Annotated in this window: 23 protein-coding genes and 2 pseudogenes; 11 read left to right on the top strand and 14 right to left on the bottom strand. The window is 72.3% G+C overall.

Annotated features, from left to right (window positions below):
* The first annotated feature begins 2 nt into the window (after nucleotides 1-2).
* Nucleotides 3-3,896 (top strand): FxSxx-COOH system tetratricopeptide repeat protein, encoded by a 3,894-nt coding sequence (gene fxsT / locus B1L11_RS20885; protein ID WP_143737426.1) that lies wholly within the window; start codon nucleotides 3-5, stop codon nucleotides 3,894-3,896.
* A gap of 2 nt (nucleotides 3,897-3,898) precedes the next feature.
* Here the strand turns inward: fxsT and B1L11_RS20880 are convergent, their stop codons facing one another.
* Nucleotides 3,899-4,765, bottom strand: a complete 867-nt coding sequence (locus tag B1L11_RS20880) for an alpha/beta fold hydrolase (RefSeq protein WP_079316039.1) — start codon at nucleotides 4,763-4,765, stop codon at nucleotides 3,899-3,901.
* A 250-nt stretch (nucleotides 4,766-5,015) separates the two neighbouring features.
* Between B1L11_RS20880 and B1L11_RS20875 the strand changes: the two genes are divergently transcribed.
* Complete coding sequence (locus tag B1L11_RS20875) at nucleotides 5,016-5,765, top strand: nucleotidyltransferase domain-containing protein (protein ID WP_079316038.1); 750 nt, start codon at nucleotides 5,016-5,018, stop codon at nucleotides 5,763-5,765.
* A 311-nt stretch (nucleotides 5,766-6,076) separates the two neighbouring features.
* Here the strand turns inward: B1L11_RS20875 and B1L11_RS51515 are convergent.
* Nucleotides 6,077-6,697 (bottom strand): annotated as a pseudogene (locus tag B1L11_RS51515) (serine/threonine-protein kinase); the annotation flags it as partial.
* 344 nt (nucleotides 6,698-7,041) lie between these two features.
* On the opposite strand from B1L11_RS51515, the gene B1L11_RS20865 reads away from it, so the two are divergent.
* Entirely contained in the window at nucleotides 7,042-8,223 is a 1,182-nt protein-coding gene (locus B1L11_RS20865) for a serine/threonine-protein kinase (protein ID WP_179155253.1), read from the top strand.
* Between the two features lie 18 nt (nucleotides 8,224-8,241).
* Here the strand turns inward: B1L11_RS20865 and B1L11_RS20860 are convergent.
* Nucleotides 8,242-9,840: pseudogene (locus B1L11_RS20860) on the bottom strand (peptide chain release factor 3).
* Nucleotides 9,841-10,102: 262 nt separating this feature from the next.
* Here B1L11_RS20860 and B1L11_RS20855 point away from each other — a divergent pair.
* Together B1L11_RS20855 and B1L11_RS20850 are read left to right on the top strand one after the other, a co-directional pair.
* Nucleotides 10,103-11,566, top strand: coding sequence for an MFS transporter (locus B1L11_RS20855; RefSeq protein WP_079316036.1), 1,464 nt, complete (start codon nucleotides 10,103-10,105; stop codon nucleotides 11,564-11,566).
* Between the two features lie 31 nt (nucleotides 11,567-11,597).
* A complete protein-coding gene (locus B1L11_RS20850; RefSeq protein ID WP_079316035.1) occupies nucleotides 11,598-12,422 on the top strand; it encodes a helix-turn-helix transcriptional regulator in 825 nt (274 codons plus the stop codon).
* On the opposite strand, the gene B1L11_RS20845 is transcribed toward B1L11_RS20850, so the two are convergent.
* From B1L11_RS20845 to B1L11_RS20835, 3 genes are read right to left on the bottom strand one after another with little or no spacing between them, the layout of a single operon-like run.
* Nucleotides 12,419-13,576, bottom strand: coding sequence for an acetyl-CoA C-acetyltransferase (locus B1L11_RS20845; protein ID WP_079316034.1), 1,158 nt, complete (start codon nucleotides 13,574-13,576; stop codon nucleotides 12,419-12,421). The genes B1L11_RS20850 and B1L11_RS20845 overlap by 4 nt on opposite strands.
* An 11-nt stretch (nucleotides 13,577-13,587) precedes the next feature.
* Nucleotides 13,588-14,208 carry a TetR/AcrR family transcriptional regulator gene (locus tag B1L11_RS20840; protein WP_079316033.1) on the bottom strand — a complete coding sequence of 207 codons (621 nt, stop codon included), beginning with the start codon at nucleotides 14,206-14,208 and terminating at the stop codon, nucleotides 13,588-13,590.
* Nucleotides 14,209-14,224: 16 nt separating this feature from the next.
* Complete coding sequence (locus B1L11_RS20835; protein WP_079316032.1) at nucleotides 14,225-14,998, bottom strand: SDR family oxidoreductase; 774 nt, start codon at nucleotides 14,996-14,998, stop codon at nucleotides 14,225-14,227.
* A 73-nt stretch (nucleotides 14,999-15,071) separates the two neighbouring features.
* Between B1L11_RS20835 and B1L11_RS20830 the strand changes: the two genes are divergently transcribed.
* Genes B1L11_RS20830 through B1L11_RS20820 form a run of 3 tightly spaced genes read left to right on the top strand, consistent with a single transcriptional unit; the run spans nucleotide 15,072 to nucleotide 18,014 of the window.
* On the top strand, nucleotides 15,072-15,911 hold the full coding sequence (locus B1L11_RS20830; protein ID WP_079316031.1) for an enoyl-CoA hydratase: 840 nt from the start codon (nucleotides 15,072-15,074) through the stop codon (nucleotides 15,909-15,911).
* Nucleotides 15,901-17,031: an acyl-CoA dehydrogenase family protein gene (locus tag B1L11_RS20825; RefSeq protein WP_079316030.1), complete on the top strand. Its 1,131-nt coding sequence runs from the start codon at nucleotides 15,901-15,903 to the stop codon at nucleotides 17,029-17,031. Before B1L11_RS20830 ends, B1L11_RS20825 begins: the two co-directional genes overlap by 11 nt.
* On the top strand, nucleotides 17,028-18,014 hold the full coding sequence (locus tag B1L11_RS20820) for an acyl-CoA dehydrogenase family protein (protein ID WP_079316029.1): 987 nt from the start codon (nucleotides 17,028-17,030) through the stop codon (nucleotides 18,012-18,014). The genes B1L11_RS20825 and B1L11_RS20820 overlap by 4 nt, the downstream gene beginning before the upstream one ends.
* Before the next feature lie 86 nt (nucleotides 18,015-18,100).
* On the opposite strand, the gene B1L11_RS20815 is transcribed toward B1L11_RS20820, so the two are convergent.
* Genes B1L11_RS20815 through B1L11_RS20795 form a run of 5 tightly spaced genes read right to left on the bottom strand, consistent with a single transcriptional unit; the run spans nucleotide 18,101 to nucleotide 22,124 of the window.
* Nucleotides 18,101-18,688 carry a TetR/AcrR family transcriptional regulator gene (locus B1L11_RS20815; RefSeq protein ID WP_079316028.1) on the bottom strand — a complete coding sequence of 196 codons (588 nt, stop codon included), beginning with the start codon at nucleotides 18,686-18,688 and terminating at the stop codon, nucleotides 18,101-18,103.
* Nucleotides 18,689-18,707: 19 nt separating this feature from the next.
* Entirely contained in the window at nucleotides 18,708-19,775 is a 1,068-nt protein-coding gene (locus B1L11_RS20810) for a nitronate monooxygenase family protein (protein WP_218671230.1), read from the bottom strand.
* A complete protein-coding gene (locus tag B1L11_RS20805; RefSeq protein WP_079316027.1) occupies nucleotides 19,775-20,527 on the bottom strand; it encodes a CoA-transferase subunit beta in 753 nt (250 codons plus the stop codon). The genes B1L11_RS20810 and B1L11_RS20805 overlap by 1 nt, the downstream gene beginning before the upstream one ends.
* On the bottom strand, nucleotides 20,524-21,375 hold the full coding sequence (locus tag B1L11_RS20800) for a CoA transferase subunit A (protein ID WP_079316026.1): 852 nt from the start codon (nucleotides 21,373-21,375) through the stop codon (nucleotides 20,524-20,526). Before B1L11_RS20800 ends, B1L11_RS20805 begins: the two co-directional genes overlap by 4 nt.
* A complete protein-coding gene (locus B1L11_RS20795; protein WP_079316025.1) occupies nucleotides 21,375-22,124 on the bottom strand; it encodes an enoyl-CoA hydratase family protein in 750 nt (249 codons plus the stop codon). The genes B1L11_RS20800 and B1L11_RS20795 overlap by 1 nt, the downstream gene beginning before the upstream one ends.
* An 88-nt stretch (nucleotides 22,125-22,212) precedes the next feature.
* Here B1L11_RS20795 and B1L11_RS20790 point away from each other — a divergent pair, with 88 nt between their 5' ends.
* Nucleotides 22,213-23,127, top strand: coding sequence for an SDR family oxidoreductase (locus B1L11_RS20790; RefSeq protein ID WP_079316024.1), 915 nt, complete (start codon nucleotides 22,213-22,215; stop codon nucleotides 23,125-23,127).
* Nucleotides 23,128-23,284: 157 nt separating this feature from the next.
* Here the strand turns inward: B1L11_RS20790 and B1L11_RS20785 are convergent, their stop codons facing one another.
* The 3 genes from B1L11_RS20785 to B1L11_RS20775 form a co-directional block, all read right to left on the bottom strand.
* Nucleotides 23,285-23,752 (bottom strand): hemerythrin domain-containing protein, encoded by a 468-nt coding sequence (locus B1L11_RS20785; RefSeq protein WP_179155251.1) that lies wholly within the window; start codon nucleotides 23,750-23,752, stop codon nucleotides 23,285-23,287.
* A gap of 70 nt (nucleotides 23,753-23,822) precedes the next feature.
* A complete protein-coding gene (locus tag B1L11_RS20780; protein ID WP_256862753.1) occupies nucleotides 23,823-24,401 on the bottom strand; it encodes a PadR family transcriptional regulator in 579 nt (192 codons plus the stop codon).
* Between the two features lie 87 nt (nucleotides 24,402-24,488).
* Nucleotides 24,489-25,466, bottom strand: coding sequence for a helix-turn-helix transcriptional regulator (locus tag B1L11_RS20775; protein WP_079316022.1), 978 nt, complete (start codon nucleotides 25,464-25,466; stop codon nucleotides 24,489-24,491).
* 63 nt (nucleotides 25,467-25,529) lie between these two features.
* On the opposite strand from B1L11_RS20775, the gene B1L11_RS20770 reads away from it, so the two are divergent.
* Together B1L11_RS20770 and B1L11_RS48465 are read left to right on the top strand one after the other, a co-directional pair.
* Complete coding sequence (locus tag B1L11_RS20770) at nucleotides 25,530-26,510, top strand: aldo/keto reductase (protein ID WP_079316021.1); 981 nt, start codon at nucleotides 25,530-25,532, stop codon at nucleotides 26,508-26,510.
* Nucleotides 26,511-26,611: 101 nt separating this feature from the next.
* Nucleotides 26,612-26,961: hypothetical protein (locus tag B1L11_RS48465; protein WP_218671226.1), on the top strand; the 350-nt coding region annotated here is incomplete at its 3' end.

Below are 26,961 nucleotides of genomic sequence, written 5' to 3'. Positions count from 1 at the left end.
ACATGAGCGAGGGCCGGATCGTCACCTTCTACTCGTACAAGGGCGGTACGGGGCGGACGATGGCGCTGGCGAACACGGCGTGGGTCCTCGCGAGCGCAGGCAAGCGCGTGCTCGTCGTCGACTGGGACCTGGAGTCGCCCGGCCTGCACAAGTTCTTCCGCCCCTTTCTCGACAGCGGGGTGGTGACCACCACCTCCGGAGTCATCGACCTCATCACCACCTATCAGTGGGCGGCGATGAAGCAGGCGGCGAGGCCGCGCGACTGGCACCGGCAGTACGCGCGAGTCGAACCGCACGCCGTCTCCCTCGACTTCGACTTCCCCGGTGAGGGCACGCTCGACTTCCTCTCGGCCGGCCGGCAGAACCGCGACTACTCCTCGCTCGTCTCCGGGTTCGACTGGGACACCTTCTACGAGCGACAGGGCGGCGGGCAGTTCTTCGACGCGCTGCGCGACGACATGAAGGCCTGCTACGACTACACGCTCATCGACAGCCGCACCGGCCTGAGCGACATCGCGGAGATCTGCACCGTGCAGTTGCCCGATGTGCTCGTCGCCTGCTTCACCCTCTCGGACCAGGGCATCGAGGGCACCTCGTCGGTGGCACGGCACATCGACGACCGCTACGGAGACCGCAACATCCGCGTCCTGCCCGTGCCGATGCGCGTGGAGATGGGCGAGAAGGAGAAGTGCGACGCGGGCCGGAGCCTGGCCAAGCGGCGGTTCGACAAGTTCCCCCGTGGCATGAGCCAGGAGGAGGCCGACCAGTATTGGGGCGCGGTGGAGATCCCGTACACGCCCTTCTACGCCTTCGAGGAGATCCTGGCGACGTTCGGCGACGAGCCGAACCGGCCGACCTCGATGCTGGCCGCGTTCGAGCGCCTGACCGGTGTGATCACCGAAGGCGAGGTCACGTCCTTCCCGCAGATGGAGGAGTCGCTGCGGCTTCGCCACCTGGACGCGTTCACTCGCCGGCACCCCGCTCACCAGGCCGACGTGTACCTCAGCTACGCCTCCGAGGACCGGATGTGGGCCGACTGGATCGCCGCCCTGCTCGACCGGTACGGCTACCGGGTGAAGCTGCGCGGCGTCGACACCGACGAGGCGCTGGAGCTCGGCGGCGAGGGCCTGCGGACGGTCGTCGTGCTCTCGGGCGCCTACATCCGCGCGTCCCGCGGGGAGGAGGTGTGGCAGCGGCTGACCGGGCCGGAGGCATCGGGCCGCGGCGAGGTCGTCCCGCTGCGCGTTTCGGAGTCGCGGTTCCCCTCACCGTTCGGCGACCGGGCGCTCGCCGACCTCACCAGGATCTCCGAGCACGCCGCGGCCGAGACCGTGCTGCGGGCCTTCGGCCGCGCCGAGGACGGGCCGGCGCTCGACACCGGAGGGCTCGGCGCCCGCTTCCCGGGCAGTGAGCCCGCCGTCTGGAACGTCCCGGCGCGCAACGCCGCCTTCACCGGGCGCGGGCTGGTGCTCGACCGGCTGCGCGACCAGCTCGTCGGCGGCAGTTCGGCGGTCGTGCTGCCGCAGGCGCTGTACGGCCTCGGCGGGGTCGGCAAGACCCAGGTGGCGCTGGAGTACGCCCACCGCTTCCGCGCCGACTACGACCTCGTCTGGTGGATCTCCTCGGAGGATCCCGAGCGGATCAACTCGGCCTTCGAGGAGCTGGCGCGGCAGCTGCGCATCCCGGTGGCCGACAACATCGCCGAGGTGGTCTCCGCCGTGCGCGAGGCGCTGCGCCTGGGCCGGCCGTACGGCCGCTGGCTCCTGATCTTCGACAACGCGGGGGATCCTGAGGACCTGCGGGACTTCTTTCCCGGCGGTTCGTCGGGGCACGTCATGATCACCTCGCGCAACCAGGCGTGGTCGACGGTGGCGGCCCCCCTTGAGGTCGACGTCTTCAGCCAGGAGGAGAGCCTGGAACACCTCGGCCGCCGGGTGCCGGGACTGGCCGCCGAGGACGCCCGCCGGGTGGCGGAGGCCCTGGGCAACCTGCCGCTCGCGGTCGAACAGGCCGCGGCCTGGCTCGCCGAAACCGGCCTCCCGGCGGCGACGCTGCTGGAGCAGCTCGACACCGAGGCGGCGCGCGTGCTCTCGTCTCTGAACCAGCCGGCGGACTACCCGCACCCCGTGGCCGTGACGTGGAACCTCTCCCTGACCCAGCTCCAGGAGAGCTCCCCCGCGTCGGTGCGGCTGCTCCAACTGTGTGCCTTCTTCGCCCCCGAGCCCATCTCGATGCAGCTCCTCTACAGCGACGAGATGGTGGAGTCGCTGCTGCCGTACGACGACACGCTGCGCGAGAAGCTCGTGCTCGGCCGCGTCATCCAGGAGATCGGCAGGTTCGCCCTCGCGAAGGTGGACCAGGGCAACAACACGATCCAGGTGCACCGTCTGGTGCAGTCGGTGATCCGCAGCCAGATGCCGCAGGAGGAGCAGGAGAAGGCCTGCCACGCGGTGCACCGCATCCTCGTCGGCGCGCGCCCCCGCCAGGGCGACGTGGACGACCCGGAGAACTGGATCCGCTACGACCTGATCTGGCAGCATCTGCAGCCGTCCCGTGCCACGGAGTGCACCGAGGAGGAGACCCGGCAGCTCCTCACCGACCGCGTGCGATACCTGTGGAAACGCGGCGACTTCGACAGCGCCCTGGCCCTCGGCGAACGGCTCGCGAACTTCTGGGAGGAGGAGTTCGGCCAGCACGACAGGCAGCGCCTCCACCTGCTGTTCAACGTGGCCAACGTGAAACGTTCGCAGGGGAAGTACGAGGAGGCCAGGGACCTCGACATGTGGGTTCGCGAGCAGCAACTCCAGGTGGTCGGGGACAGGCACCCGCACACGCTGCTGACGGCGGGCGGCCTCGCCGCCGACCTGCGGGGGCTCGGGGAGTACGAGAGCTCGCTGGAGATGGACCGGGTCACCTACCAGCGGTGGAAGACGCTGTTCGGTGAGGACCATCCGCGCACTCTCGCCTCCGCGAACAACCTGGCGCTGTGCTACCGGCTGGTCGGCGACGCCGTCAGTGCCCGCGACCTCGACCAGGACACCCTGCAGCGGCGGACCAGGGTGCTCGGGGTGAACCATCCCTACACGTTGTTCTCCGCCGCCCACCTCGCCCGCGACCTGCGCGAGATCGGCCTCTACCGGGAGTCGGTGGACCTGTTGCGCACCACCCTTCAGCACTACCGGGAGTCGCTCGGCGAGGCGTTCGTCGACACCCTCAGGGCGGCCAAGAGCTTGGCGGTGTCACTCCGCAGAGCCGGCGAGCAGCAGGAGGCGTGGGAGCTGGCGAAGGAGACCGAAGAGCGGTACCGGCAGCGTTACGCGGGCACTCCCGACGCGCTGGCCGCGACCTTGGAGCTCGCCTGCTGCATGTCGGCGCTCGGCGACAAGGCCGGAGCCCACGAGCTGGCCGGCAGGATCGTGCACATCTACCGGCAGACCCTGGGCGACAACCACCCGGGCACTCTGATCGCGATGAACAACCTGGCGATCTACCTGCGCGGGTCCGGAGAGCTGGACCGTGCGACCGCCGTCGCCGTCGCGACCCACGACGGGCTGGGCGCCAACCTGGGCCCGGACCATCCGTTCACGCTCTCCGCGGCGATCAACCTGGCGAACTGCCTCGGAGAGGAGGGACGGCGCGACGAAGCCGAGCGGCTGGAACGGCGCACCCTGGAGGCCCTGCGGGTGAAGCTCGGCGACCTCCATCCGGACACGCTCGCGTGCGAGGCCAACCTCGCCGTGACGCTGTGGTCGGCGGGACAGGTCGCGCAGGCCGAACGGATCAGGGACCGCCTGCTGCCCGTCCTCGGCAGGGTCCTCGGCGAATCCCATCCGACCCTGGGCCACCTGAAGGAGTGGCGGCGCATCAACAGGGACCTCGAACCCCAGCCGTTCTGATGTCAGGCCGCCGACAGCCAGGTGAGCACATCCGGCAGGACCTGGATCGCACCGAAATGGGCCGCGCCCTCCTGGATCACCACCCTCGCGCCGGGGATCCGCTGGCCCAGCCATCGGGAGTGGCCCACAGGGGAGAAGACGTCCGCTCCGCCGTGCCACAGCAGCGTCGGTACGGAGATGCTCTCCGGCTCGAAACCCCAGGGTGAGCTGAACGCGACCGCGTCGTCCACCCAGCCCGCCGCCGAGCGCCGTACGGCCTCGGCGAAATTGTCGGCCAGCATGGTGCGGATCCCGATGTCCGCGATGACATGGCGGTCGGGCTCGGGCAGGTCGTCGTCGAGCGCCGGCACCAGCCGCGTCGGATCCTCCCTGATCCGCTCCACCGCCGGAGAGAGCAGGTCCATCATCGCGTGGTAGCCCGTCTGGGCCGCCGTGTACTCGGCGACGTTCGACTCCGTCATGCCGTGAAACCAGTCCAGTCCCTCGGCCCCGGGAGGTGCCAGCGGGACCAGCGCGGCCACCCGCGTGGTGCGGTCGGGCAGCAGCGCCGCGCAGGCCAGGGCGTGCGGGCCGCCCCCGGAACGCCCGATCACGGCGAAGCAGCCGATCCCCAGCGCGTCGGCGATGGCCGCCACGTCCTCGGCGACGTCCGCCACCGTCCTGCCGATCCTGCGGTCGGACAGGCCGTATCCGGGCCGATCGTAGGTGATGAGCCTGACCCCGAGCCGGTACAGCACCGAGGCCCGCGGGCAGGGCCCCAGCCTGCTGCCGGGCGTGCCGTGCAGCAGGAACACCGGGGTCCCCTCCAGTTCACCTCTCTCCTCGACTGCGAGCGTCCGTCCGTCATGGGCATGCACGATCGTCGTCAAGGCGCCTCCCGTCTTTTACCGCGATTTTCCCCACTTAACGGTGTTTGTCATCGCATCACCATGCGGCATCGGGAAAACGCACGGGGCGGGTCGCTGCTCCGGGCAGGGCGTCGAGCGATGGACCGCTCGACAGGTAACATCAGGGGCGTGAAGTGACGACGTGGGTTTCCCGTCCGGACGAGGCCGTTGGAGCGCTGCTCCGGCCTCGATGTCGCCTGTCCTTCCACGTCTCACGAGAAACGGCATCTCCATGAACGACCAGGCGTTCCTCGACCACGTCGCCGACCGCCTCGCCGCCCTGCCGGGCGTACGGGCCGTCACCCTCGGCGGCTCCCGCGCGCAGGGCACCCACGCGCCCGGCAGCGACTGGGACTTCGCCCTTTACTACCGCGGCCCCTTCGACCCGGCCGGCCTGCGTGCCGTCGGCTGGGAGGGCGAGGTCTCCGAGATCGGCGGCTGGGGCGGCGGCGTCTTCAACGGCGGCGCGTGGCTGACCATCGACGGCCGCCGCGCCGACGTGCACTACCGCGACCTCGACGTCGTCGAGCACGAGCTCGCCGAGGCCGAGCGGGGCCGCTTCCACTGGGAGCCGCTGATGTTCCATCTCGCGGGCATTCCCAGCTACCTGGTGGTGGCCGAGCTGGCCGTCAACCGGGTCCTGCGCGGTGCACTGCCCCGGCCCGGCTACCCGGAGCCCCTGCGGAGGTCGGCCCCGCCGATGTGGCGGGACCGGGCGGCCATGACCCTCCAGTACGCCAGATCCGCCTACGCCGCGCGCGGTCTGGCCACCGAGGTCGCCGGCGCCCTCGCCACCGCCGCCATGCAGACGGCCCACGCGGTCCTCGCCGCCCGAGGGGAATGGGTCACCAACGAGAAGCGGCTGCTGCTGCGGGCCGGTCTGCGCGGCGTCGACGCGATCGTGGCGGCGCTGCGGCCGGACCCGCAGACCCTCACCCGCGCGATCGCCGAGGCTGAGGCCCTGTTCGCGGCGCCCGGGTGACGTGACGGCCTACAGGCCGGCCAGGATCTCGCGTACGCGCTCGGTGGCCGGGGTGGCCGGGGCCGTAGAGTGCGGTCAGGTCGCCGAGCAGGCGGGTCAGCGTCCGCCGGGCCTCGCCGCGGTGCCGCCAGTGCCGGTACGGCCGGCCGCCGCGGCGTACATCCGGGCCGGGCTCGGCGCGGGTGAGGTGAAGCCCCGGGAGCGGGCGCGGTCTCCGACAGGTACGGCATGAGCCGGTCGTGGACCTCCCGCGCGCTCGCCGGCCGGTCCCCGGGGTCCTTGGCCAGCATCGACAGCAGCAGCTCGTCCAGTGCGGCCGGCACGCCGGTCCGCCACCGGGCCGCAGGCGCGGCCGGGACGCTCACCTGCTGCCGCATCACGCTGAAGACGGTCGGGCCGCCGAACAGCGTCCGGCCGGTCAGCAGTTCGTGCAGCACGCAGCCCAGCGCGTACAGGTCGCTACGGGGGGTGGGCTCCTCCTGGCGCACCTGCTCGGGCGACATGTACGACTCGGTGCCGAGCACCTCGCCGGTGCGGGTCAGCTTCGTCAGCGCGGGATCGTGCATGACCGCGAGCCCGAAGTCGACCACCTGGACCGAGCCGTCCGTGCGCAGCATCAGGTTGGCCGGCTTGAGGTCGCGGTGCAGGATCCCCCTGGCGTGCGCGGCGTCGAGCACCGCGGCCACCTGCGCGCCGATCGACGCCACCCATCCGACGGGCAGAGGCCCGATCTCGGCCAGGACGTCGTCGAGCCCCGCCCCCTCCACGTACTCCATGACGATGAACTGCCGCCGTCCACGCAGCGGGTCGTCATACGCCCCGATGTCGTGGACGGCGGGCGTGCCCGGGTGGGACAGCCTCGCCATGATCGTGGCCTCGTGGCGGAAACGGGCCTCCCACCTCTGGTCACGGACGTCGTCGGGGAACCGCACGAACTTGATGGCCACCCGGCGCCCGAGTCTCTCGTCGACGGCGCCCCAGACGTCGCCCCATGCCGCCCCCGCCGCGCGCGCCGGGTCGAGCGTGTACCTGCCGGCGATGAGGGTCACCCGCGCCTCCCCGGGACTGTCAGATCATTCGAGTCGCAGGTGCCATCGAACAGGCCGCCGAAGCCGGCCGCAACCAGCCTCTCGCTCATCTCCCGCGCGGCCCCGGCGCTGATTCCCGACATTGTGATCACTTATCATGGTGAATCATGCTCCCCGGCCCGCACCAGCCACTCCACACCCGCAGGTCGGGACGAAAACGGTCGGGCAAAAGTGTGTTGTGGGCGCTCGTGCCTCTGCTCACCTGCGGGCTCGGCACGCCCTTCGTCATCGGCTTCGCAGCGGGCCGGCTGAGGAGGCGGGGCCTCACCCTCGGCGCCGTCTGCTACTCCCTCGGGCTGATCGCCTTCATGGTCGTGGCCAACCTGCTGACGGGCGTGCCGAGCGACGACTGGCGGAACACCCTCACCGCCTACGTCTGGTTCGGCACGATGTGGGCGGGAGGCACGGTCCATGCCTTCCTGCTGCGCGGCAAGGTGTTCCCGCATGTCACCACACCGGCGCCGGCACCGTCTACGTACCCGCCGGCGTACGGCGCCCCGGCCCCGCCGCTGCCGCACTCCCCGGGATCGCCCTCCTTCGGGGCGCCCTCGTTCGGCATGCCTTCCTCCGGCCCGCAGCCGGCCCTCGGCCAGGCCTCGGCCATGGCCTGGGTGGGGCCGTACGCGCTGCTGACGAAGGTCGGCGAGGGCGGGCAGGGGACGGTCTACCTGGGCCAGGCGCCGGACGGCAAACAGGTGGCGGTCAAGATCCTGCACGTCAGGGTCGGACCTGACTCGAGCGAGCGGGACGCCTTCGTCAGGGAGGCGCTGGCCGCCCGGCGCGTGCCGTCGTTCGCCACCGCCCGCGTCATCGACGTCGGCGTCCAGGGCGACCTGGCGTACATCGTGAGCGAGTACGTGCACGGCCCCTCTCTGGAGCGGCTCGTGCGGGAGCAGGGGCCGCGCGATCCCGACGGCCTCACCAGGCTGTCCATCTCGACGCTGGCGGCGCTGCGCGGAATCCACAACGCGGGCATCGTCCACCGGGACTTCAAACCCGGCAACGTGCTGCTCGGAGCCGACGGGCCGCGCGTCATCGACTTCGGCGTCGCGAAGGCGATGGACCGGCTCACCACGAGCGCCGGGACCAAAGGGACACCGGCCTTCATGTCGCCGGAGCAGGTGCTCGGGCAGCAGGTCGGACCGGCCTCCGACGTGTTCAGCTGGGGCAGCACGATGTACTACGCCGCCACCGGCAGGCTGCCGTTCGACGGCCCCTCGGTCTTCGCGGTCTCCCAGCAGATCATGGAGCATTCGCCCGACCTGGGCCCCGTGCCCGCCGCCCTGCGGAGTCCGCTCGCCGCCGCCCTGCACAAGGAGCCACACGAACGTCCCACCGCCGCCGACCTGATGCTGGCCCTGTCCGGCTGACCGGGCGTCACTGGTCCCTTAGGCGGACGGGCCGGGGAGTCCCTGGCCGGCGATGAGCGGTTCGAGGGTCAGGCCCTCGTGCTCGCGCTGGATGGAGCGCATGCGCCACTGGTCGGTGAACACGGCGAGCAGGGCCTGGTCGCGGCTGCGGACCAGCACCTCAGCGCCGCGCTGGCGCCGCAGCACCTCCGCGGACTCGGCGTCGGTGCGGAGGGCGAGGGTGTACTCCAGCCGGTCGAGGACGATCTCCGCACCGAACTCGGTGGCCAGGCGGTGCTGCACGACCTCGAACTGCATGGGGCCGACCGCCGCGAGCACGGGGGGCCTGGTCGCCGCGCAGGTCGGAGCGGAGCACCTGGATCACGCCCTCGCCGTCGAGCTGGTCGATGCCGCGGCGGAACTGCTTGGCCTTGGCGGTGCTCCGGGACCGGGCGACGGCGAAGTGCTCGGGGGCGAAGCTGGGGATGGGCGGGAACTCCACCGGCTTCCCCTCGTAGAGCGTGTCCCCGGGCCGCAGCGCGGTGGCGTTCACCAGCCCGACCACGTCTCCCGGGTACGCCTCGTCGATGGTGGCGCGCTCCTGGCCGAAAACCGACTGGGCGTACTTCGTGGCGAAGGGGCGGCCGGTGGCGGCGTGGGTGAGCACCATGCCGCGCTCGAACCGGCCGGAGCAGACCCGGACGAACGCGATGCGGTCGCGGTGGGCGGGGTCCATGTTGGCCTGCACCTTGAACACCAGGCCGGCGAACGGCGCGTCCAGCGGCCGGACCGCGCCCTCGACGTCCGCCCGGGGCGCCGGGGCGGGGGCGAGGTCGACGAGCACGTCCAGCAGCCGGGCCACGCCGAAGTTGGACAGCGCCGCGCCGAACAGCACCGGCGTGGACTCGTGCGCCTCGAACGCCTTCTGGTCGTGCTCGGCGCCGATCGCGGCGAGCAGGTCGGCCTCCTCCCCCGCGCGGGCCCAGTCGGCCCCGAGCTCGGCGGCGGCCTGCTCGGGGGTCAACTCGGTCTCCAGCGCCTTCGTGGCGCACCGGGGGTGCGGGTGTAGCGGACCGCGCGGCCCTCCAGCCGGTCGACCACGCCGTGGAAGTTCCCGGCGGCGCCGATCGGCCAGGTGACGGGCGTGGGACGCAGGCCGGTGCGCTCCTCGATCTCGTCGAGCAGTTCCAGCGGCTCCCGGCCCGGCCGGTCCCACTTGTTGACGAACGTGATGACCGGGATGCGGCGGTGGCGGCAGACCTCGAACAGCTTCATGGTCTGCGGCTCCATGCCCTTGGCCGCGTCGAGCAGCATGACCGCGCAGTCGACCGCGGCCAGAACCCGGTAGGTGTCCTCGGAGAAGTCCGCGTGGCCGGGGGTGTCCACCAGGTTGAACACGTGGCCGCGGTAGTCGAAGCGCAGCGCGGCCGAGGTGATGGAGATGCCGCGGGCCCGCTCCATCTCCATCCAGTCGGACGTCACGCCCCGCCGGCCCGCCTTGCCGTGCACGGCTCCCGCCTGGGTGATCGCCGAGGCGTGCAGGGCGAGCGCCTCGGTCATCGTGGACTTTCCGGCGTCCGGGTGACTGATCACCGCGAACGTGCGGCGGCGCGCCGCCTCACCCGTGACGGCGCTCATCGCCACATCACCCCGGCGGCGCGGGTGCGGGCGCGGGTCGTCGTGGTGCGGTCGTGCGTGCAGGCCATCCGGGCTCCCAAACAGCGGTGGACGGTTGAGGTTACCGCGCCGGGCGCCGCGCCCCGGAATCGGCGCCGCACGGCCCGAGACGGGCGTCGCGGAAGGTGGCACTCGCGATACCGGCATCGGCCGATTCTGGCCCTCCCCGCCGTGGCCGGAGAGGCTCTGGCCGGGACCCTCCACCACGACCAGGAGACGAAGCATGTCCTCTCTCGCAACGGAACCGGCCGGGACCGCCGTGCGGGGGCGCCGCCGCTGGCTCGCCCTCCCGGTGATCCTCGTCGGCACGTTCATGACGATCCTCGACTTCTTCATCGTGAACGTCGCCATCCCCTCGGCCCAGGCCGAGTTGCGCGCCACCGACGCGCAGATCCAGTTCGTGGTCGCCGGATACGGCATGGCGTACGCGTCGGGCCTGATCACGGGCGGCCGTCTCGGCGACCTGTACGGCAGGCGCAGGGTGTTCGCGATCGGCCTGGCCTCCTTCACCGTCGCGTCGGCCCTGTGCGGTCTGGCGACGGGCCCGGTGATGCTCCTGGCCGCCCGCGTCCTGCAGGGAGTCGCGGCGGCGCTGATGTTCCCGCAGGTCCTGTCCGTCATCACCGTCACCTACACGGGCGACGACCGGCCCAGGGCGTTCGCGGGGTACGGCGCCGCGCTCGGCCTGGCCACCGTCGGCGGGCAGGTCCTCGGCGGCCTGCTCATCGCGGCGGACGTGCTCGGCCTGGGCTGGCGCGCCTGCTTCCTGGTGAACCTGCCCGTCGGCGCGGTCACGCTGCTCCTGCTGCGGCTGGTGCCCGAGTCGCGCTCCGAGACCGCGCGGACCCTCGACCTGGCGGGTGTGGTCCTCGTCGTGCCGGCGCTGCTGCTCCTGCTGGTGCCGCTCGTGGAGGGCAGGCAGGAGGGGTGGCCGGGCTGGACCTTCGCGTCGCTGGCGGCGAGCGCGGCGATGTTCGCCCTGTTCGCGGTCCAGCAGGTGCGCCTGTCGCGGGCCGGCGGCGCCCCGCTGGTCGAGCCGTCGTTGTTCCGGTCCCGGTCGTTCACGGCCGGCCTGGCCACCGTGCTCGCGGTCTACGGCGGCATGGCCTCGTTCATGCTCGTCATCGCGCTGTACGTGCAGGACGGGCTGGGCCGCTCCCCTCTCGGGGCCGGCCTGGTGTTCCTCCCGATGGGCGTGGCTTTCTTCGCCACCTCGGCGAACGCCGCGAGGTTCACCCGCCTGCTGGGCCGCCGTACGCTCACGGCCGGCGCGCTCCTCGTCGTCGCCGGGGAGGGCTGTCTCGCGCTGGTCACCCGGAACGCCGGCTCGGGGGTGAACCTCCCGCTGTACGAGGCGCTGATGGCCGTGGCCGGAGCGGGGATCGGCATGGTCGGCGCCCCGCTGCTGTCGCAGGCGCTGTCCGGCGTCGGCCCCGGCGACGCGGGTTCGGCCTCCGGCGTGCTGTCCACGGTCCAGCAGATGGCCGGGGCGCTCGGCGTGGCGGTGATCGGGATCGTCTTCTTCGGCGTCCTCGGCGGCGATCCCTCCCCCGCGACGTACGGCAGGGCGTTCGCGGCGAGCCTGGTCTGCCTCGGGGCGCTGGCCGCGGCCGCCGCGGTGCTCACCGTGCCGGACCGGTGGTGGGGCGCGCCGGCCTCTTCTGCCGGGCGGGCCGGTTCGCGATGATGGAGCGACGCGGGCGACCGGCGGGGGTGGGATGGGCGGCGAGGACGGGCACGACAACAGGCGCGAGCTGGCGCGTTTCCTGCGCGACCGGCGGGCCCGGGTGGCGCCGGAGGAAATGGGCCTGCCGGTGGGCCCCCACCGCCGGACGAAGGGCCTGCGGCGCGAGGAGGTCGCGGTGCTCGCCGGCCTCAGCCCGACCTGGTACACCTACCTGGAGCAGGGCCGTGACATCAACCCCTCGCCCCAGGTGCTCGACAGCCTGGCCCGCGTGCTCGGTCTCAGCGAGGACGAGCGCCGCTACGTCCACCGGCTCGCGCGCACCCGGCCCGGCGCCGTGGACGGGCCGGTCATGGGCGACGACCTCGTCGTACGGCTGGTCGAGGCCGCCGGTCAGGGTCCCTGGCCCCTCTACGCGGGCAACCGGTACGGCGACGTCGTGGCGTGGAACCGGGCGGCCGCGGAGTGGTACACGGACTTCGGGCGGCTGCCGGACTCACGCAGGAACATGCTGTGGTGGCTGCTGACGGAACCCGAGGCGAGGCGACGGCTGCCCGGCTGGGCCGACGACGCCCTCGACGTCGTCGCCCGGCTGCGCACCGCCTACCCGCTGCTGGCGGGCGACGCGAGGATGAGCGCGCTGGTGGCCGGTCTGCGGGAGGCCAGCCCCGAGTTCCGTCGTTGGTGGGGCGAGCGGCACGTCCACGGCCCGCGGCTGCGGCCCCGCACGATCACGGCTCCCGGCCTCGGCACGCGGACCTTCCGGCTCGCCCTGGTCGACGTGGTCGACAGCCCGGGGCACTCACTGGTGTTCCACCTGCCCGCGCCGGACGGCCGCGAGCCCGGGAGCCCGGACTAGAGACGCTCGATGACGGTCACGTTGGCCTGGCCGCCGCCCTCGCACATCGTCTGCAGGCCGTACCTGCCGCCGGTGCGCTCGAGCTCGTGGAGCAGGGTGGTCATCAGCCGGGCGCCGGTCGCGCCGAGCGGGTGGCCGAGCGCGATCGCGCCGCCGTTGGGGTTGACCCGGGCGTGGTCCGCGCCGGTCTCCTTGAGCCAGGCCAGCACAACCGACGCGAACGCCTCGTTGATCTCGACGACGTCCATGTCGCCGATCGACATGCCGGTCTTCTTCAGCGCGTACGCCGTGGCGGGGATCGGCGCGGACAGCATCCGGATGGGGTCCTCGCCGCGGGCCGACAGGTGGTGGATCCGGGCCCGGGGCCGCAGGCCGTGCGCCTTCACCGCGGCCTCCGAGGCGATCAGCAGAGCGGCCGCGCCGTCGGAGATCTGCGAGGCGACGGCGGCGGTCAGCCGCCCGCCCTCCTCCAGGGTCTTCAGGCCCGCCATCTTCTCCGGCGAGGTGTCCCGGCGGGGGCCCTCGTCGGCGGTGACCCCCTCCAGAGGGGCGATCTCCCTGTCGAACCGGCCCTCGTCGATCGCCCGGATCGCCCGCTGGTGCGACTCGAAGGCGAACGCCTCCATGTCCTCGCGGGAGATGTCCCAGTCCCTGGCGATCATCTCGGCGCCGCGGAACTGCGACACGTCCTGCTTGCCGTACCTGGCCTGCCAGCCACGGGAGCCGGCGTACGGACCCTCGGTGAAGCCGAGGGAGTCGGCGGCGCCGCGCGAGGCGAAGGCGATCGGGATCTGCGACATGTTCTGCACGCCGCCGGCCACGACGAGGTCGCTCGTGCCGGACATCACCGCCTGCGCGGCGAAGTGGACGGCCTGCTGGGAGGAGCCGCACTGCCGGTCGACGGTCACGCCCGGCACCTCCTCGGGCAGCCCGGCGGCCAGCCAGCAGGTGCGGGCGATGTCGCCGGCCTGCGGGCCCACCGTGTCCAGGCAGCCGAAGACCACGTCCTCCACCGCGGCCGGGTCCACACCCGAGCGCTTCATGAGCTCGGTCAGCACGTGCGCGCCCAGGTCGGCGGGGTGGACGCCGGAAAGGCCTCCGCCGCGCCTGCCCACGGGGGTGCGCACCGCCTCGACGATGTATGCCTCCGCCATCGCACAACTCCTCAGGTTGTTGTCAGGATCCCTTCCAGGACCATCGCTATGTACTGCCGGGCGATCTCTTCGGCCGGCAGCGGGCCGTCACCGCGGTACCAGCTCGCGGCCAGCCACACGGTGTCGCGGATGAAGCGGTAGATGAGGCCGGTGTCGAGGTCGGCCCGGAAGACGCCGTCGGTGACGCCGCGGTCGAGCACCGACAGCCACATCTCGCGGAAGCGCCGCTGCGACTCGGTCAGGTAGGAGAAGCGCGGGTTCGTCGCGAGGTGCTTGGACTCGTTCTGGTAGATCACGACGGCCGGGCGGTGCCGGTGGATGGTGCGGAAGGACTCCACGATCAGCGCCTCGAACGTCTCCCGCGCGCCGAGGCCGGAGCCGGTCACCTTGTCGTACGCCGCCCACATCTCGGTGAGGAAGGCCGACAGGATCTCGTCGACCATCGACTCCTTGGAGTCGAAGTGGTAGTAGAGGCTGCCGCCGAGCATGTCGGCGGCCTCCGCCACCTCGCGGACCGTCGTGGCCGCGTAGCCCCGTGACGCGAACACCTCGGCCGCGGTGGCCAGCAGCTCGGCCCGCCGCTCGGCACGGGCGGCCGCGGTGCTCTCTGCGTCTCTGCGTCGTGGGCTCATGGGAAAGTCCGACCTCTCAGGGGTGCTGGCTGGAGACCGAGACGACCTCTCCGGTCATGTAGGAGGAGTAGTCGCTCGCGAGGAAGACGATAACGTTGGCGACTTCCCATGGTTCCGCGTGGCGGCCGAAGGCCTCCTTCCTGGTCAGTTCGGCCAGCAGTTCCTCGGTCGTGACCTTCGCCAGGTGCGGGTGCATGGCCAGCGAGGGGGCGACGGCGTTGACCCGCACGCCGTACGGCGCCGCCTCGATCGCCGCGCACCTGGTCAGCGCCATGACGCCGGCCTTGGCCGCCGCGTAGTGCGCCTGGCCCTCCTGGGCCCGCCAGCCGATCACCGAGGCGTTGTTCACGATCACGCCCCGGCCCCGCGGCTGCATGCGCGTCAGCGCGGCGCGGGTGCAGCGCATGGTGCCGTTCAGCGTGACGTCGAGCACCCGGCTCCACTGCTCGTCGGTCATCTCGGCGAGCCTCGCCGTGCCGCCGAGACCGGCGTTGTTGACGACCACGTCGACAGGCCCGAACCGCTCCTCCGCGGCCGCGAACAGGTTCTGGACCTGCTCCTCCGAGGTGACGTCGCAGGGCACGGCGATCACCGCGTCCGCGCCGAACTCCTGCTCCAGGACGGCCAGGCTCTCGCCGAGCCGGCGCTCGTGGGCGTCGCTGACGACGACCAGCGCGCCCTCCTCCAGCATGCGCCGGGCGCAGGCGCCCCCGATGCCGGTGCCGGCCGCGGCGGTCACCACCGCCACCCGGTCGCGCAGCAGACCGTGACCGGTCACGTAGGTCGGCATGCCCACCCTCTCCTCACCGTACGACTCGTGATTTACTCTATCAAATAGTTGTTAGAAAGAATGCGAGGGTCGCATGACAGTGGTGCGTTACGAGCGCCGCGGGCCCCTGGCGGTGGTCACCATGAACCGCCCGGAGTACCGCAACGCGCAGAACTCGGCGATGACGTACGCCCTGGACGAGGCCTTCTACCGGGCGGCGGCCGACGACGAGGTCAAGGTGATCGTGCTGGCCGGCGAGGGCAGGCACTTCTCGGCCGGGCACGACATCGGCACGCCGGGCAGGGACGCCCACGTCTCGTTCGAGCGCAAGGCGGGCCTGTGGTGGGACCACGTCGGCAAGGAGGGCGCCGAGAGCCGCTTCGCCCGGGAGTCCGAGGTCTACCTGGGCATGTGCCGGCGGTGGCGGGAGATCCCCAAGCCGACGATCGCCATGGTGCAGGGCGCGTGCATCGCGGGCGGGCTCATGCTCGCCTGGGTCTGCGACCTGATCGTCGCCTCCGACGACGCGTTCTTCGCCGACCCCGTCGTACGCATGGGCATCCCCGGCGTGGAGTACTTCGCCCATCCCTGGGTCATGCCGCCCAGGATCGCCAAGGAGTTCCTGTTCACCGGCGACCGGATGCCGGCCAGGCGCGCGTACGAGGTGGGGATGGTCAACCGGGTCGTGCCGCGCGACGACCTGGAGACCGAGACGTTCGCACTGGCCGAGAAGATCGCCGCCATGCCGCGGATGGGCCTGGCGCTGACCAAGAAGGCGGTCAACCAGGCCGAGGACCTGCAGGGCATGCACGCCGGGATGGACTCCGTCTTCGGCCTGCACCACCTCGCCCACGCCCACAACGCCGAGACCTCGGCCGACTCCCTGGCCGGGATGGACCCCAAGAGCATGAAGGCGGCCGCCGATGGATCTTGACCTCTCGCCGGTGGAGCCGTTCCGCGCCGAGGTGCGCGCCTGGCTCCGCGAGCACGTCCCCGCCGCTCCCCTGCCGTCCCTGGAGACCGAGGAGGGCTTCGCCGCCCACCGCGCCTGGGAGCGCGAGCTGCACGAGGCCCGCCTGTCGGTGGTGTCGTGGCCCGAGGAGTACGGCGGCAGGAACGCCTCCCCGCTGGAGTGGCTCGTCTTCGAGGAGGAGTACTACGCGGCCGGGGCGCCGGGGCGGGTCAGCCAGAACGGCATCAACCTGCTCGCGCCCACCCTGTTCCGGCACGGCACGCCCGAGCAGCTCGCCCGCGTCCTGCCCTCGATGGCCTCCGGCGAGGTGATCTGGGCCCAGGCGTGGTCGGAGCCGGGCGCGGGCAGCGACCTCGCGTCCCTGCGCGCGACCGCGACCCGCACCGACGGCGGCTGGCTGCTCAACGGCCAGAAGACGTGGAGCTCGCGGGCCGCCTTCGCCGACTGGGGCTTCGGGCCGTTCCGCTCCGACCCGGAGGCCGAACGGCACCGGGGGCTGACCTACCTCATGTTCCCGCTCGACGCCGAGCGGATCACCCGCAGGCCGATCGGCCGCATCGACGGCAAGCCGGCCTTCGCCGAGCTGTTCTTCGACGACGTGTTCGTCCCCGACCGCGACGTGATCGGCGAGCCGGGCGCCGGGTGGAAGGTCGCGATGAGCACCACGGGCAACGAGCGCGGGCTCACCCTGCGCAGCCCCGGCCGCTTCCTGGCCGCCGCCGACCGGCTCCTGGAGCTGTGGCGCGAGCACGGCGACCCCGCCGACACGGCGATGCGCGACCGGGTGGCCGACGCGTGGATCAAGGCACGCGCCTACCGGCTCAAGGGCTTCGAGACGATCTCCCGTACGGAGGACGTGGGCGCCGAGTCCAGCGTCAACAAGATCTTCTGGTCGGAGCTGGACGTGGCGCTGCACGAGACGGCCCTCGACCTGCTCGGCCCGGACGGCGAGCTGGCGGGCGAGTGGCTGGAGGGATATGTCTTCTCCCTGGCCGGCCCGATCTACGCCGGGACCAACGAGATCCAGCGCAACGTGATCGCCGAGCGCGTGCTCGGCCTGCCGAAGGCGGGAAGCCGATGAGATTCGTCCTCGACGCCGAGCAGCGGCTGTTCGGCGAGACCCTCGACAAGCTGCTCACCGAGGCGGCCGTGCCCGGCGTGGTCCGCGACTGGGCGGCCGGGCGGCGCGAGGACGGCCTCGCGCTGTGGCGCGCGCTGGCCGAGGCCGGGGTGCTCGCGATCGCCGTGCCCGAGTCCAGCGGAGGGGCCGGTCCGCTGCCGGTCGAGCTGGTGACCGCGTTCCACGAGCTCGGCAGGCACGGCGTGCCCGGGCCGTACGCCGAGACCGTGGCCGCCGCCGTGCTGCTCGACCGGCTGGGCGAGGAGGCCCTGGCGAGCCGGTGGCTGCCGCCGATCGCCGAGGGCACGGCCGTGGTCACGCTCGCGCTGCCCCCGGCGGTGCCGTACGCGCTGGACGCGGACGCCGCCGACCTGGCGTTGCTGGTGGACGGCGAGCGGCTGTGCGCCGCCGTCCCCGGCGAGGCCCGCGCGTCCCTCGACCCCGCCCGGCGGCTGTTCCCGGTCACGCCGGGCGAGGTGCTGGCCGAAGGGCCCCACGTGGCGGCCGCCGCCGCCCAGGCGTACGACATGGGCGTGCTGGCGTGCGCGGCGCAGCTCGTGGGGACCGGACGCCGCCTGCTGGAGGTGTCGGTGGACTACGCGAAGGCCCGGCGGCAGTTCGGCCGGCCGATCGGCGAGTTCCAGGCGGTCAAGCACCACCTGGCCGACGCCCTGGTCGGGCTGGAGTACGCCCGCCCGCTGGTGCACGGGGCCGCCCTGGCGTACGGCACACCGGACTTCACCCGCGACGTGTCCGCGGCCAAGGCCGCGGCGTCCGAGGCGGCGTACGCCGCGGCGAAGATCGCTCTGCAGGTGCACGGTGCGATCGCCTATACGGACGAGTACGACCCGAGCCTGCTGATCCGCAGGGCCCGCGCCCTGCACACGGCGTGGGGCTCGCCCTCGGACCATCGGGCGCGGGTGATCGGCTCACTGGCCGGCTGACGGCGATGCGGGGCCGCCGCCGGCCCCGTACCGCTCCAGCTCCCAGGGGTCGCGGGCGATCGAGCCGCAGTCGAGGTGGTGGACCCTCATTCGGAGCCCTTCGGCCGGGCGGCGTCCGCGACCAGGCCGCCGATCCGTCGCGTGACCGAGTGGATGACGCCGGTGTCGCGACGTACGCGGGCGAGCAGGAGTGCTCCCTGCAGCGAGGACAGCACCAGGTCGGCGAGCGCCTCGGCGTCGTCCACGTCGTGCCCGCGCAGATAGTCGGCCAGGCCGCGCAGCCAGGAGGCGTACGCCGCGTCGCAGGCCGACCGGATGGGCTCGCTGTCGCCCGCGGCCTCCAGCGCGACCGTGGCCACCGGGCAGCCCTCATGGAACCCCGACTGCTCCAGGTTGTGGGCGAGCAGCTCGCCGATCCGGACGACGGCGTCGGCGGGACCGGGGGCGGCGGCCACGGCGGCGGCGATCCGCTCGCCGAGCTCGCCGCCCGCGATCGCCACCGCCTCGGCCGCCAGTTGCTCCTTGCCCTCGGGGAAGTGGAAGTAGAGCGAGCCCTTGGGCGCCCGGCTCTCCGCCAGCACCTGGTTGAGGCCGGTGGCGTTGTAGCCCTGCCGCTGGAAGAGCCCGGCGGCCGTGCGCAGGACCCGCTCGCGCGTGTCGTTCCTTCGCGTCATGCCGCAAGGCTAGACCGGTCTACATAATCTGGGCAAGGTTCCCGCCGAGGCCGCGCACGACCTCGGCGGCCTGGGTGACGATCGAGTCGATCAGCTCCTCACAGGTGGGCAGGTCGTCGATGAGCGCGACGACCTGACCTGACGCCATCACGCCGAGGTCCGGGCGGCCGTCCACCATCGCCGCCTTGAGCAGCATCGGCGTGTTGGCCGCCATCAGCACCTGCGACCAGCTCAGCTCCTTGCCGTGCTTCATGGCCAGGCCGTCGCGGATCATCGCGGGCCACGACATGCCGGAGATCCGCTTGAAGCGCGCGGCGTTGCGCACGGCCCGGACCAGGCCGGACACCTTGCCCGACCGCTCCAGCCCGTCCACCAGTTCGGTGCGCAGCACCCGGTGCGGCATGCCGTCCACCTGGCGGGTGACGACGGTCTCCGACATGCCGAGGTAGGTCCGCTTCACCGCGTCGGGCACGGAGCTGTCGCTGGTCAGCAGGAACCGGGTGCCCATCGCCACGCCCGCCGCGCCGTACGCCAGGGCGGCGGCCAGGCCGCGCCCGTCGAAGAAGCCGCCGGCGGCGATCACCGGGATGTCGACGGCGTCCACGACCTGGGGCAGCAGCAGCGTCGTGGCCACCGCGCCGGTGTGGCCGCCGCCCTCGCCGCCCTGCACGAGCACGGCGTCGGCGCCCCAGGCCGCGACCTTCTCCGCGTGCCGCCGGGCGCCGACGGACGGGATCACCACGATCCCGGCGTCCTTGAGCCTGGCGATCAGCTCCTGCCGCGGGGCCAGCGCGAACGAGGCCACCTTCACCCGGTGCTTGATGAGCAGGTCGACCCGCTCCCCCGCGTCGCCGGCGTCGGCGCGCAGGTTCACCCCGAACGGCGCGTCGGTGCGCGAGCGGACCTCCTCGATGGCGGCGGCGAGCTGCCCGACGGTCATCGTGGCCGAGGCGAGGATGCCGAGGCCGCCCGCGTTCGCCACCGCCGACACCAGCCGGGGGCCGGCCACCCAGCCCATGCCGGTCTGCACCACCGGGTGGCGCACGCCGGTCAGGCGCGTGAGCGGAGTGTCCAGCGCCGGCCCGATCACGCCTTCACCTCCCGGTCGCGCAGTCCCTTCGGGTCGAGCACCTCGCGGATGAGCCGCAGCTCCTCGTCCGTGGGCTGCCGGGTCTCCGGCACCTCGCCCTCGATGACCAGGTCGAACCCGGTGGCCGCCCGCACCTGCTCGACCTCGACGCCGGGATGCGCCGAGACCAGCCGCATCGAGCCGTCGGGGGTGCCGAAGTCGAACACGGCGAGGTCGGTGACCACCCGGCGCAGGTCGTGGAAGCGGGCGGCCCGCGGGCCCAGCTCGGCCGCGCGGTCGTGGCCCACGCCGCTGACCACGTCCACCTTCGGCACGAAGACGCGGGTGGACTGCTTGGGGATCCAGTAGCTGGTCGGGTTGCAGATCGTGTTGCCGGGGGCCCCGCGCACGCCGAGGAGCTGCGACTTCGGCCGAGCCCAGTCGCCGATCGCCGAGATGTTGGTGTTGCCGTGCCTGTCGATCTGCGAGGCGCCCATCATCACGTGCCTTCGGCCGTTCTGCACCAGCCACAGATGCTCGCGGAACGGCAGCCAGCCCTCGACCGCCCCGGCCGGCGCGCCGAACGGCACCGCCTCGGCGGTCAGCAGCGCGCCGCCGTCCGTGGTCAGCAGGCCGGGCTCGAACGTGAGCCGGGCCAGCCGGGCGCCCAGGATGGAGCAGGTGCCCATCGCCGCCGCCAGGATCTCGCCGTCGCCGCGCCACGCCTCCGCGCAGGCCACGACGCAGACCTCCGCCCGGGTCGCGCTCATCGCCCCTCCTCTTCACGCCACTGCTGCACGGCCTCCTGGTAGGCCGCCTCGTCGCCGGACAGGAACCGGTCCGCGAACGCCGCCCACGCCTCCGGGTCGGCCGCCGAGGCGGCGTAGTGCCGCTGGAACGCCTCGTCGCGGCCCTCACCGCGATCGGTGAAATGGCCGCCGCCGGGGGTCTCGACCACGCCGGTCACGTGCATGCGGCTGACCAGCAGCGTCTGCGGCGGGCCGTCCAGCTCGCCCGGCCGCACCATCCGCTCGCAGGAGACGAAGCACCGCCCGGCCGCCTTGGCGAACAGGTCGTCCATGTACGGGTCGGGGCCGAGGTAGCGGCCGTTGCCCCGGGTGTCGGCCACGTCCATGTGCACCAGCGCCACGTCCATCGTGAGCGCGGGCACCGCGACGAGTTCCTCCTGGTCCTCGTACGGCGAGCGGACCGTGCGCAGGCCGGGGTTCACCCGCATGACGTCCGAGCCGAGCCCGGCCCGCGTCGGCAGGAACGGCAGCCGGTGCGCCGCCGCGAGCAGGCCGAACATGAACATGCCCTCGTCGTACTCGGTGAACTCGACGGCCCCGCGCTGCCGGGCCGCCCGGAAGTGCGGTTCGAGGGCGATCGAGTCGAGCGTCACGAACGGGGCGACGACCCGGCGCACCTTGCCCGCCGCGCAGAGCAGGCCCACGTCCGGCCCGCCGTACGACACGATCGTCAGGTCGGTCAGCGCGGACCGGTGGATGGCCCGCACCAGCGCCATCGGCTTGCGCCGGGAACCCCAGCCGCCGATGCCGATCGTCATGCCGCTCTCCAGCGAGCCGACGATCTCCTCGACCGACATGACGACGCCCATCACCGGCCCCCTTCCGCGACGAAGGCGTCCCGGTGCCGGTCGCCGGCGCCCATCAGGTTGAGCTCGAACGTGAAGCCCTGCTCGAACCGGTAGCTGCGCTTGACGTCGACCGGGTCGATGCCGTTGAGCGACTCCTTGGCCCGCCGGATGACGTACGGGTCCTTGGCGGCGATCTGGCCCGCCACCTCCAGCGCCGCGTCGCGCAGGCGCTCGCGCGGCACGACATCGAGCACCGAGCCGAACGCGTGCAACTCGGCGGCGGTGACGTTGCGGCACGTGTAGACCATCGCGCGCATCAGGTGCTGGGGCACCAGCCTGGCGAGGTGGGTGGCGGCGCCGAGCGCGCCCCGCTCCACCTCGGGCAGGCCGAAATAGGCGTCGTCGGAGGCCACCACGATGTCGGCGTTGCCGGCCAGCCCCACCCCGCCGCCCAGGCAGAAGCCCTGCACGGCCGCGACCACGGGGACCTCGCACTCGTAGACCGCCGCGAACGCCTCGTAGCAGCCGCGGTTGGCGCCCACCAGCGCGTCGAACCCGCTGGTCGCCTGCATCTCCTTGATGTCCACGCCGGCGTTGAACCCGCGGCCCTCGGCCCGCAGCACCACGACGCGGGTCTCCGGGTCACGCCCGGCCTGCCGTACGGCATCGGCGAGCTCGAACCATCCGCGTACGGTCAGCGCGTTGACCGGCGGGGCGTCCACCACGACCTCGGCGACGCCTTCGCCGTGACGGCTGGTCGAGATTCCCATACGTCACCTTTCCATCTAACATTTGTTAGAAATAACGCTAGCAGAGCGGATCGCCCCAGGCGAGGCCGACCGAGCGAGGAGTCCAGAGATGATCTGCAGGGACCGGGTCGTGATCGTGACCGGCGCGGGGCGCGGCCTCGGCCGGGCGCACGCGCTGGAGTTCGCCCGTCAGGGCGCGAAGGTCGTGGTCAACGACCTCGGCGTGAGCCTGTCCGGCGAGGGCGGGCCGGACACCGGATCAGGGGGTCCCGCCCAGGACGTCGTCGAGGAGATCCGCGCGCTGGGCGGCGAGGCGGTGGCCGACCGGTCCGACATCGCCACCGACGAGGGCGCGCGGCGGCTCGTGGCGACCGCGATCGAGCACTTCGGCCGCCTCGACGTGCTGGTCAACAACGCCGGGTTCCTCCGCGACCGCATGCTGGTCAACCTGTCGGAGGATGAGTGGGACGCGGTGATCCGCGTGCACCTGAAGGGCCACTTCCTGCCGCTCAAGCACGCCGGGCTGCACTGGCGAGCCGAGTCGAAGGCCGGCCGCCCGGTGGACGCGCGGGTGGTCAACACCTCCTCGGGCGCGGGCCTGCTCGGCAGCGTGGGGCAGGGCAACTACTCGGCGGCCAAGGCCGGCATCGTGGGCCTGACCCTCGTCGCGGCGGCCGAACTCGGCCGCTACGGCGTGACCGTCAACGCCATCGCCCCGGCCGCCCGTACGCGGATGACCGAGCAGGTCTTCGCGGCGACGATGGCCGCCCCCGGGGAGGGCGCGTTCGACGCGATGGCCCCGGAGAACGTCTCCCCGCTGGTGGTCTGGCTCGGCTCGGCCGAGTCGAAGGACGTCACCGGCCGGGTCTTCGAGGTCGAGGGCGGCCGGATCTGCGTCATGGAGGGTTTCCGGCACGGCCCGGTCGCCGACAAGGGCGCCCGCTGGGACCCCGCCGAGATCGGGCCGGAGGTGGCGAAGCTGCTCGGCCAGGCCGCCGGGCCGGAACCCGTCTACGGCACCTGATCCTCCCCGGCCAGCCCGCGACGGTACACATGGCGTGTCGCGTCACTCCCGTCGCGGGGTCCGATCTTCGCGAATGCGCTGTCGACGCGTGTCTTCACCGTCCTCTCACCGATGCTGTCTGCGGCGATCCGCACGCGTCGTCCATGCCCTTCGCGATTCAGATGCCGCCGAACATCCGGTCCCTGTCATCGGCCTGCGCGTGAAAGGCATGCAGTGCGGGGTTCAGGGACCGTTCCTCGTCGGCGAAGTGGGCGTTCATGACGGACTTGATCTCGTTGATCTTCCTGAGCAGCCGCTCGGGAGAGGACTGGGCCGAGTCGAGATATTCCTGGAAGTCGGCGAGAAGCCGCGCGAGCCGGCGGTGGTCGCGGGTGAGGCGTTCGATCACGGGCCTCAGCTCCGGCATCTGCCGCACCAGGGCAGGAAAGAAGCTGTCGTCCTCACTGCGGTGGTGGCTGCCCAGCGCGGCGCAGAAAGTGTAACAGTGGCTGCGCAGGTCGGGTTTGGACGCCTTGGCGTTCTTGCCGGAGAGGATGGACACCTTGGCCTGCTCCAATGCCTGCTCCAGTCGGTGATGGACGTTCTGCAATTCGAGGTCCCAGGCATGGACGCGGTCGCGCGGCACCGTGCGTTCCTCACTTTCTGTCGTGCTTCTCGGCGGAGCCGTCCGGGCAGCACGGGCCATGGCCGGCGTTTCAGACCGGTGAGTCATCCGAGCCCTTCCGGGTCTTCTCGTCGACGAGCAGTTCGGGCAGCTGCGACACCAGCCGCCGATGCCAGGCGATCTCAGCGCGCAGCCGGCTGACGCGGTGCTCCATGGCGAGGGTTTCCGCCAGGGTCAGGTACCGCGCGACCGCCCGGGCATGGGCTTCGTACTCGGCGAGCATGGCTTCCAGGGACGCCACCCTCGCGTCGATGATCGCGGGCAGGTCGTCAAGATGCTGCGGATCCAGCCGGGTGAGGACGAGGTCGAATGGATCGGGCTTGAGGACGATCTCGCGTAGCCCGCTCAGCCGCAGCGATGACAGCGCCTGCGCACCGGCGTCGGTGATCTGCCAGACCTTGCGTTCGGGATACGCGCCGACCTGCTCGGTTCTCACCCCTTCGATCAGCCCTTCCGCGGCCAGGCGCTTGATCGCCCCGTAGAGCCCGCCGACGGTGATGTCGGTCCACATGTCGAGGCGTTCCTCCTCGAACAGGAGGCGCAACTGGTGACCGTGCATGGGGCCGCGCTCGGCCAGGGCACCGAGAATGAAGATCCGTATCGATGACACACGACTACTCTCGCGCGAGTAGTCCCTTCTGGCAACACTTACGGCAGAAGCGACAGCGGAGAGCTGCGAGGCCGCGGCCGAGCCTGTCTACGGCGCCTGATCCTCCCCGGCGAGCTGTTCGCCGAGGCCGGTGCGCCGGTAGCGCAACCGGCGGCCCTCCCGTTCACCGGTCACCAGCCCGGCGTCCCTGAGCGTGGTCAGGTGGTGCGAGGCGGTCGCCGGGGCCAGCCGGAGGGCCGCGGCCACCTCCCCCGTGCTGGACGGCTCGGCCAGCAGGGCGAGCACGGCCGCGCGGGTCGGGCCGAGCAGGGCGGCCAGCGCCTCCGGCGGCTCGGCCGGCACGGGCCCGTCCCACAACCGGCCGTGGCCGCGCGGCGCGTACCACAGTGCACGCCCGGCAGGGGTGTCGGTCAGCGTGTAGACGTGCGGGCCGGTGAACCCGGTGGGCAGCAGGGTGAGCGGGTGCCCGTCCAGGCCGAACTCGCCGTCCTTGGCGTACGCCAGCCGCAGCGCCTCGCCGTCCCAGTCGAGCCTCGGGTGCAGGTCCGTCAGCAGCGCCCGCGGCCCGCGCTCGGCGGCGAGCAGCCCGCGGCGGGTCAGCTCGCCCTCCGCGAGCGCGCGCAGCCGCGGCCAGCTCGGCGCGATCGCCGTTGCGAAGTAGCGCCGGACCTCCCGCACCGTCACGGCCAGCGCGCCCGCCGGGTCGGTCCGGAACCGCTCGACCTCCGGCGGCGCGCCGTGCCCGGCCCAGGCCCGGTCCACCTCGGACGTGACCTGGTCGAGCGGGGTGGCGGCGACCACCCGCAGCTCCTGCTCCAGGGTCGGGCGGGTGGCGGACGGCGCCGGGGTGAGGAAGTCCGGGACATAGCCGGTGGGGCCGGGGAGCAGCGGGTGGAGTGTGGTCAGGCCGCGCAGCAGCGGCTCGGCCCGGGCCCGCCAGGACGCGGGGACCAGGCGCGCCGAGCGGGACCGCAGGGCGAGGCAACTGGCCACGAGCTCCGCCATCGGGCTGTGCGCGAACCTGAGCCGCAGCAGGTCGGCGGAGGCGAACTCGATCCGGATCACCCGTCCATTCGAGCACGCTCGAACGGTTAACGGAGAGCACGCCCCGGTTCCTACGGTCGGCGCATGGAATACACCCGTTTGGGGCGGACCGGTCTGCTCGTCAGCCGGATCTGCCTCGGCACGATGAACTTCGGCTGGCAGATCGGCGAGGACGAGAGCCACGCGATTCTCGACCGGGCGCACGAGGAGGGCGTCAACTTCGTCGACACCGCGAACATGTACGGCAGGGAGACCGGCGACGGACTGAGCGAGCGGTTCATCGGCCGCTGGTTCGAGAAGGCCGGCCACCGGGACCGGATCGTGCTGGCCACGAAGGTGTACGCCCCGATGACCGCCTGGCCCAACGACGGCGGGCTGTCGGCACGTCACATCATCGCCGCCTGCGAGGCGTCGCTGCGCCGTCTGCGGACCGACCGGATCGACCTCTACCAGATGCACCACGTGCAGCGGGACACGCCGTGGGAGGAGATCTGGCAGGCGATGGAGACGCTGGTCGTCCAGGGCAAGGTGCGTTACGTCGGGTCGTCCAACTTCGCCGGCTGGCACCTCGCCCGCGCCCAGGCGGCGGCCGACCGGAGGAACTTCCTCGGCCTGGTCTCCGAGCAGTGCAAGTACAACCTCCTCACCCGGCACGTCGAGCTGGAGGTGCTGCCCGCGGCTGTCGAGCTGGGCATCGGGATCCTGCCCTACTCGCCGTTGCACTTCGGCGCGCTGTCCGGGGCGCTGCGCAAGCAGCGCGAGGGCGCGGCCGGCCGCAGCGTCCTGCACGCCCCCGAGCGGGTCGAGCCGCACCGGGCGGCCATCGAGGGTTACGAGAAGCTGTGCGCCGAGATCGGCGAGGAGCCCACCGCGGTCGCGCTCGCCTGGCTGCTGTCGCGGCCCGGGGTGACCGCCCCGGTCATCGGGCCGCGCTCCCCCGGGCAGCTCGACCTGCCGCTGACGGCGCTGCGCACCGAGCTGTCCGCCGAGACCCTGGCCCGGCTGGACGAGCTGTTCCCGCCCATCGGCAACGGCGGCCCCGGTCCCGAGGCCTGGGCCTGGTGAGGCTACGCCTGTAGCTCCAACAAATCGCGCGGTGCGGTTGCTTCAGGCAAGGCAGCAGGAGAGAATTCATACATACTTTCGAATTCCTCCATGGAGGTGTGGTGGGCCTGCTCGACCATGACGGCTTTCCGATCGTTGAGCCCAAGATGCGGGGTTCCGAAGACCGGGGTGCGAGTGCCGGGTCTGGGGATGCCGGTCGGGACAGCCGGGAGAGGGGCCGGTCGTCGTGGGTGTTGGTGGGTTCGCTGCGTGAGACGGCGCAGGAGTTGGCGCTGACTCCGCTTCCGGACGATGTGGACATCTGTCTGGCCGAGGCCGAGGAGTTGATGTTCGCCCGGGATCGGATCACGTGTGCTCTTGCTGATCGGGTGGGGCGGGTGCATGGTGCGGGGCAGGCCAGGCAGCATGGGCATGCCTCGACCCGGAGTTGGCTGCGTACCGCCGGGGGGAT

The sequence above is a fragment of the Microbispora sp. GKU 823 genome (genome assembly GCF_002027145.1).
Classification (GTDB): domain Bacteria; phylum Actinomycetota; class Actinomycetes; order Streptosporangiales; family Streptosporangiaceae; genus Microbispora; species Microbispora siamensis.
This window is presented reverse-complemented; position numbering and strand designations above follow the sequence as displayed.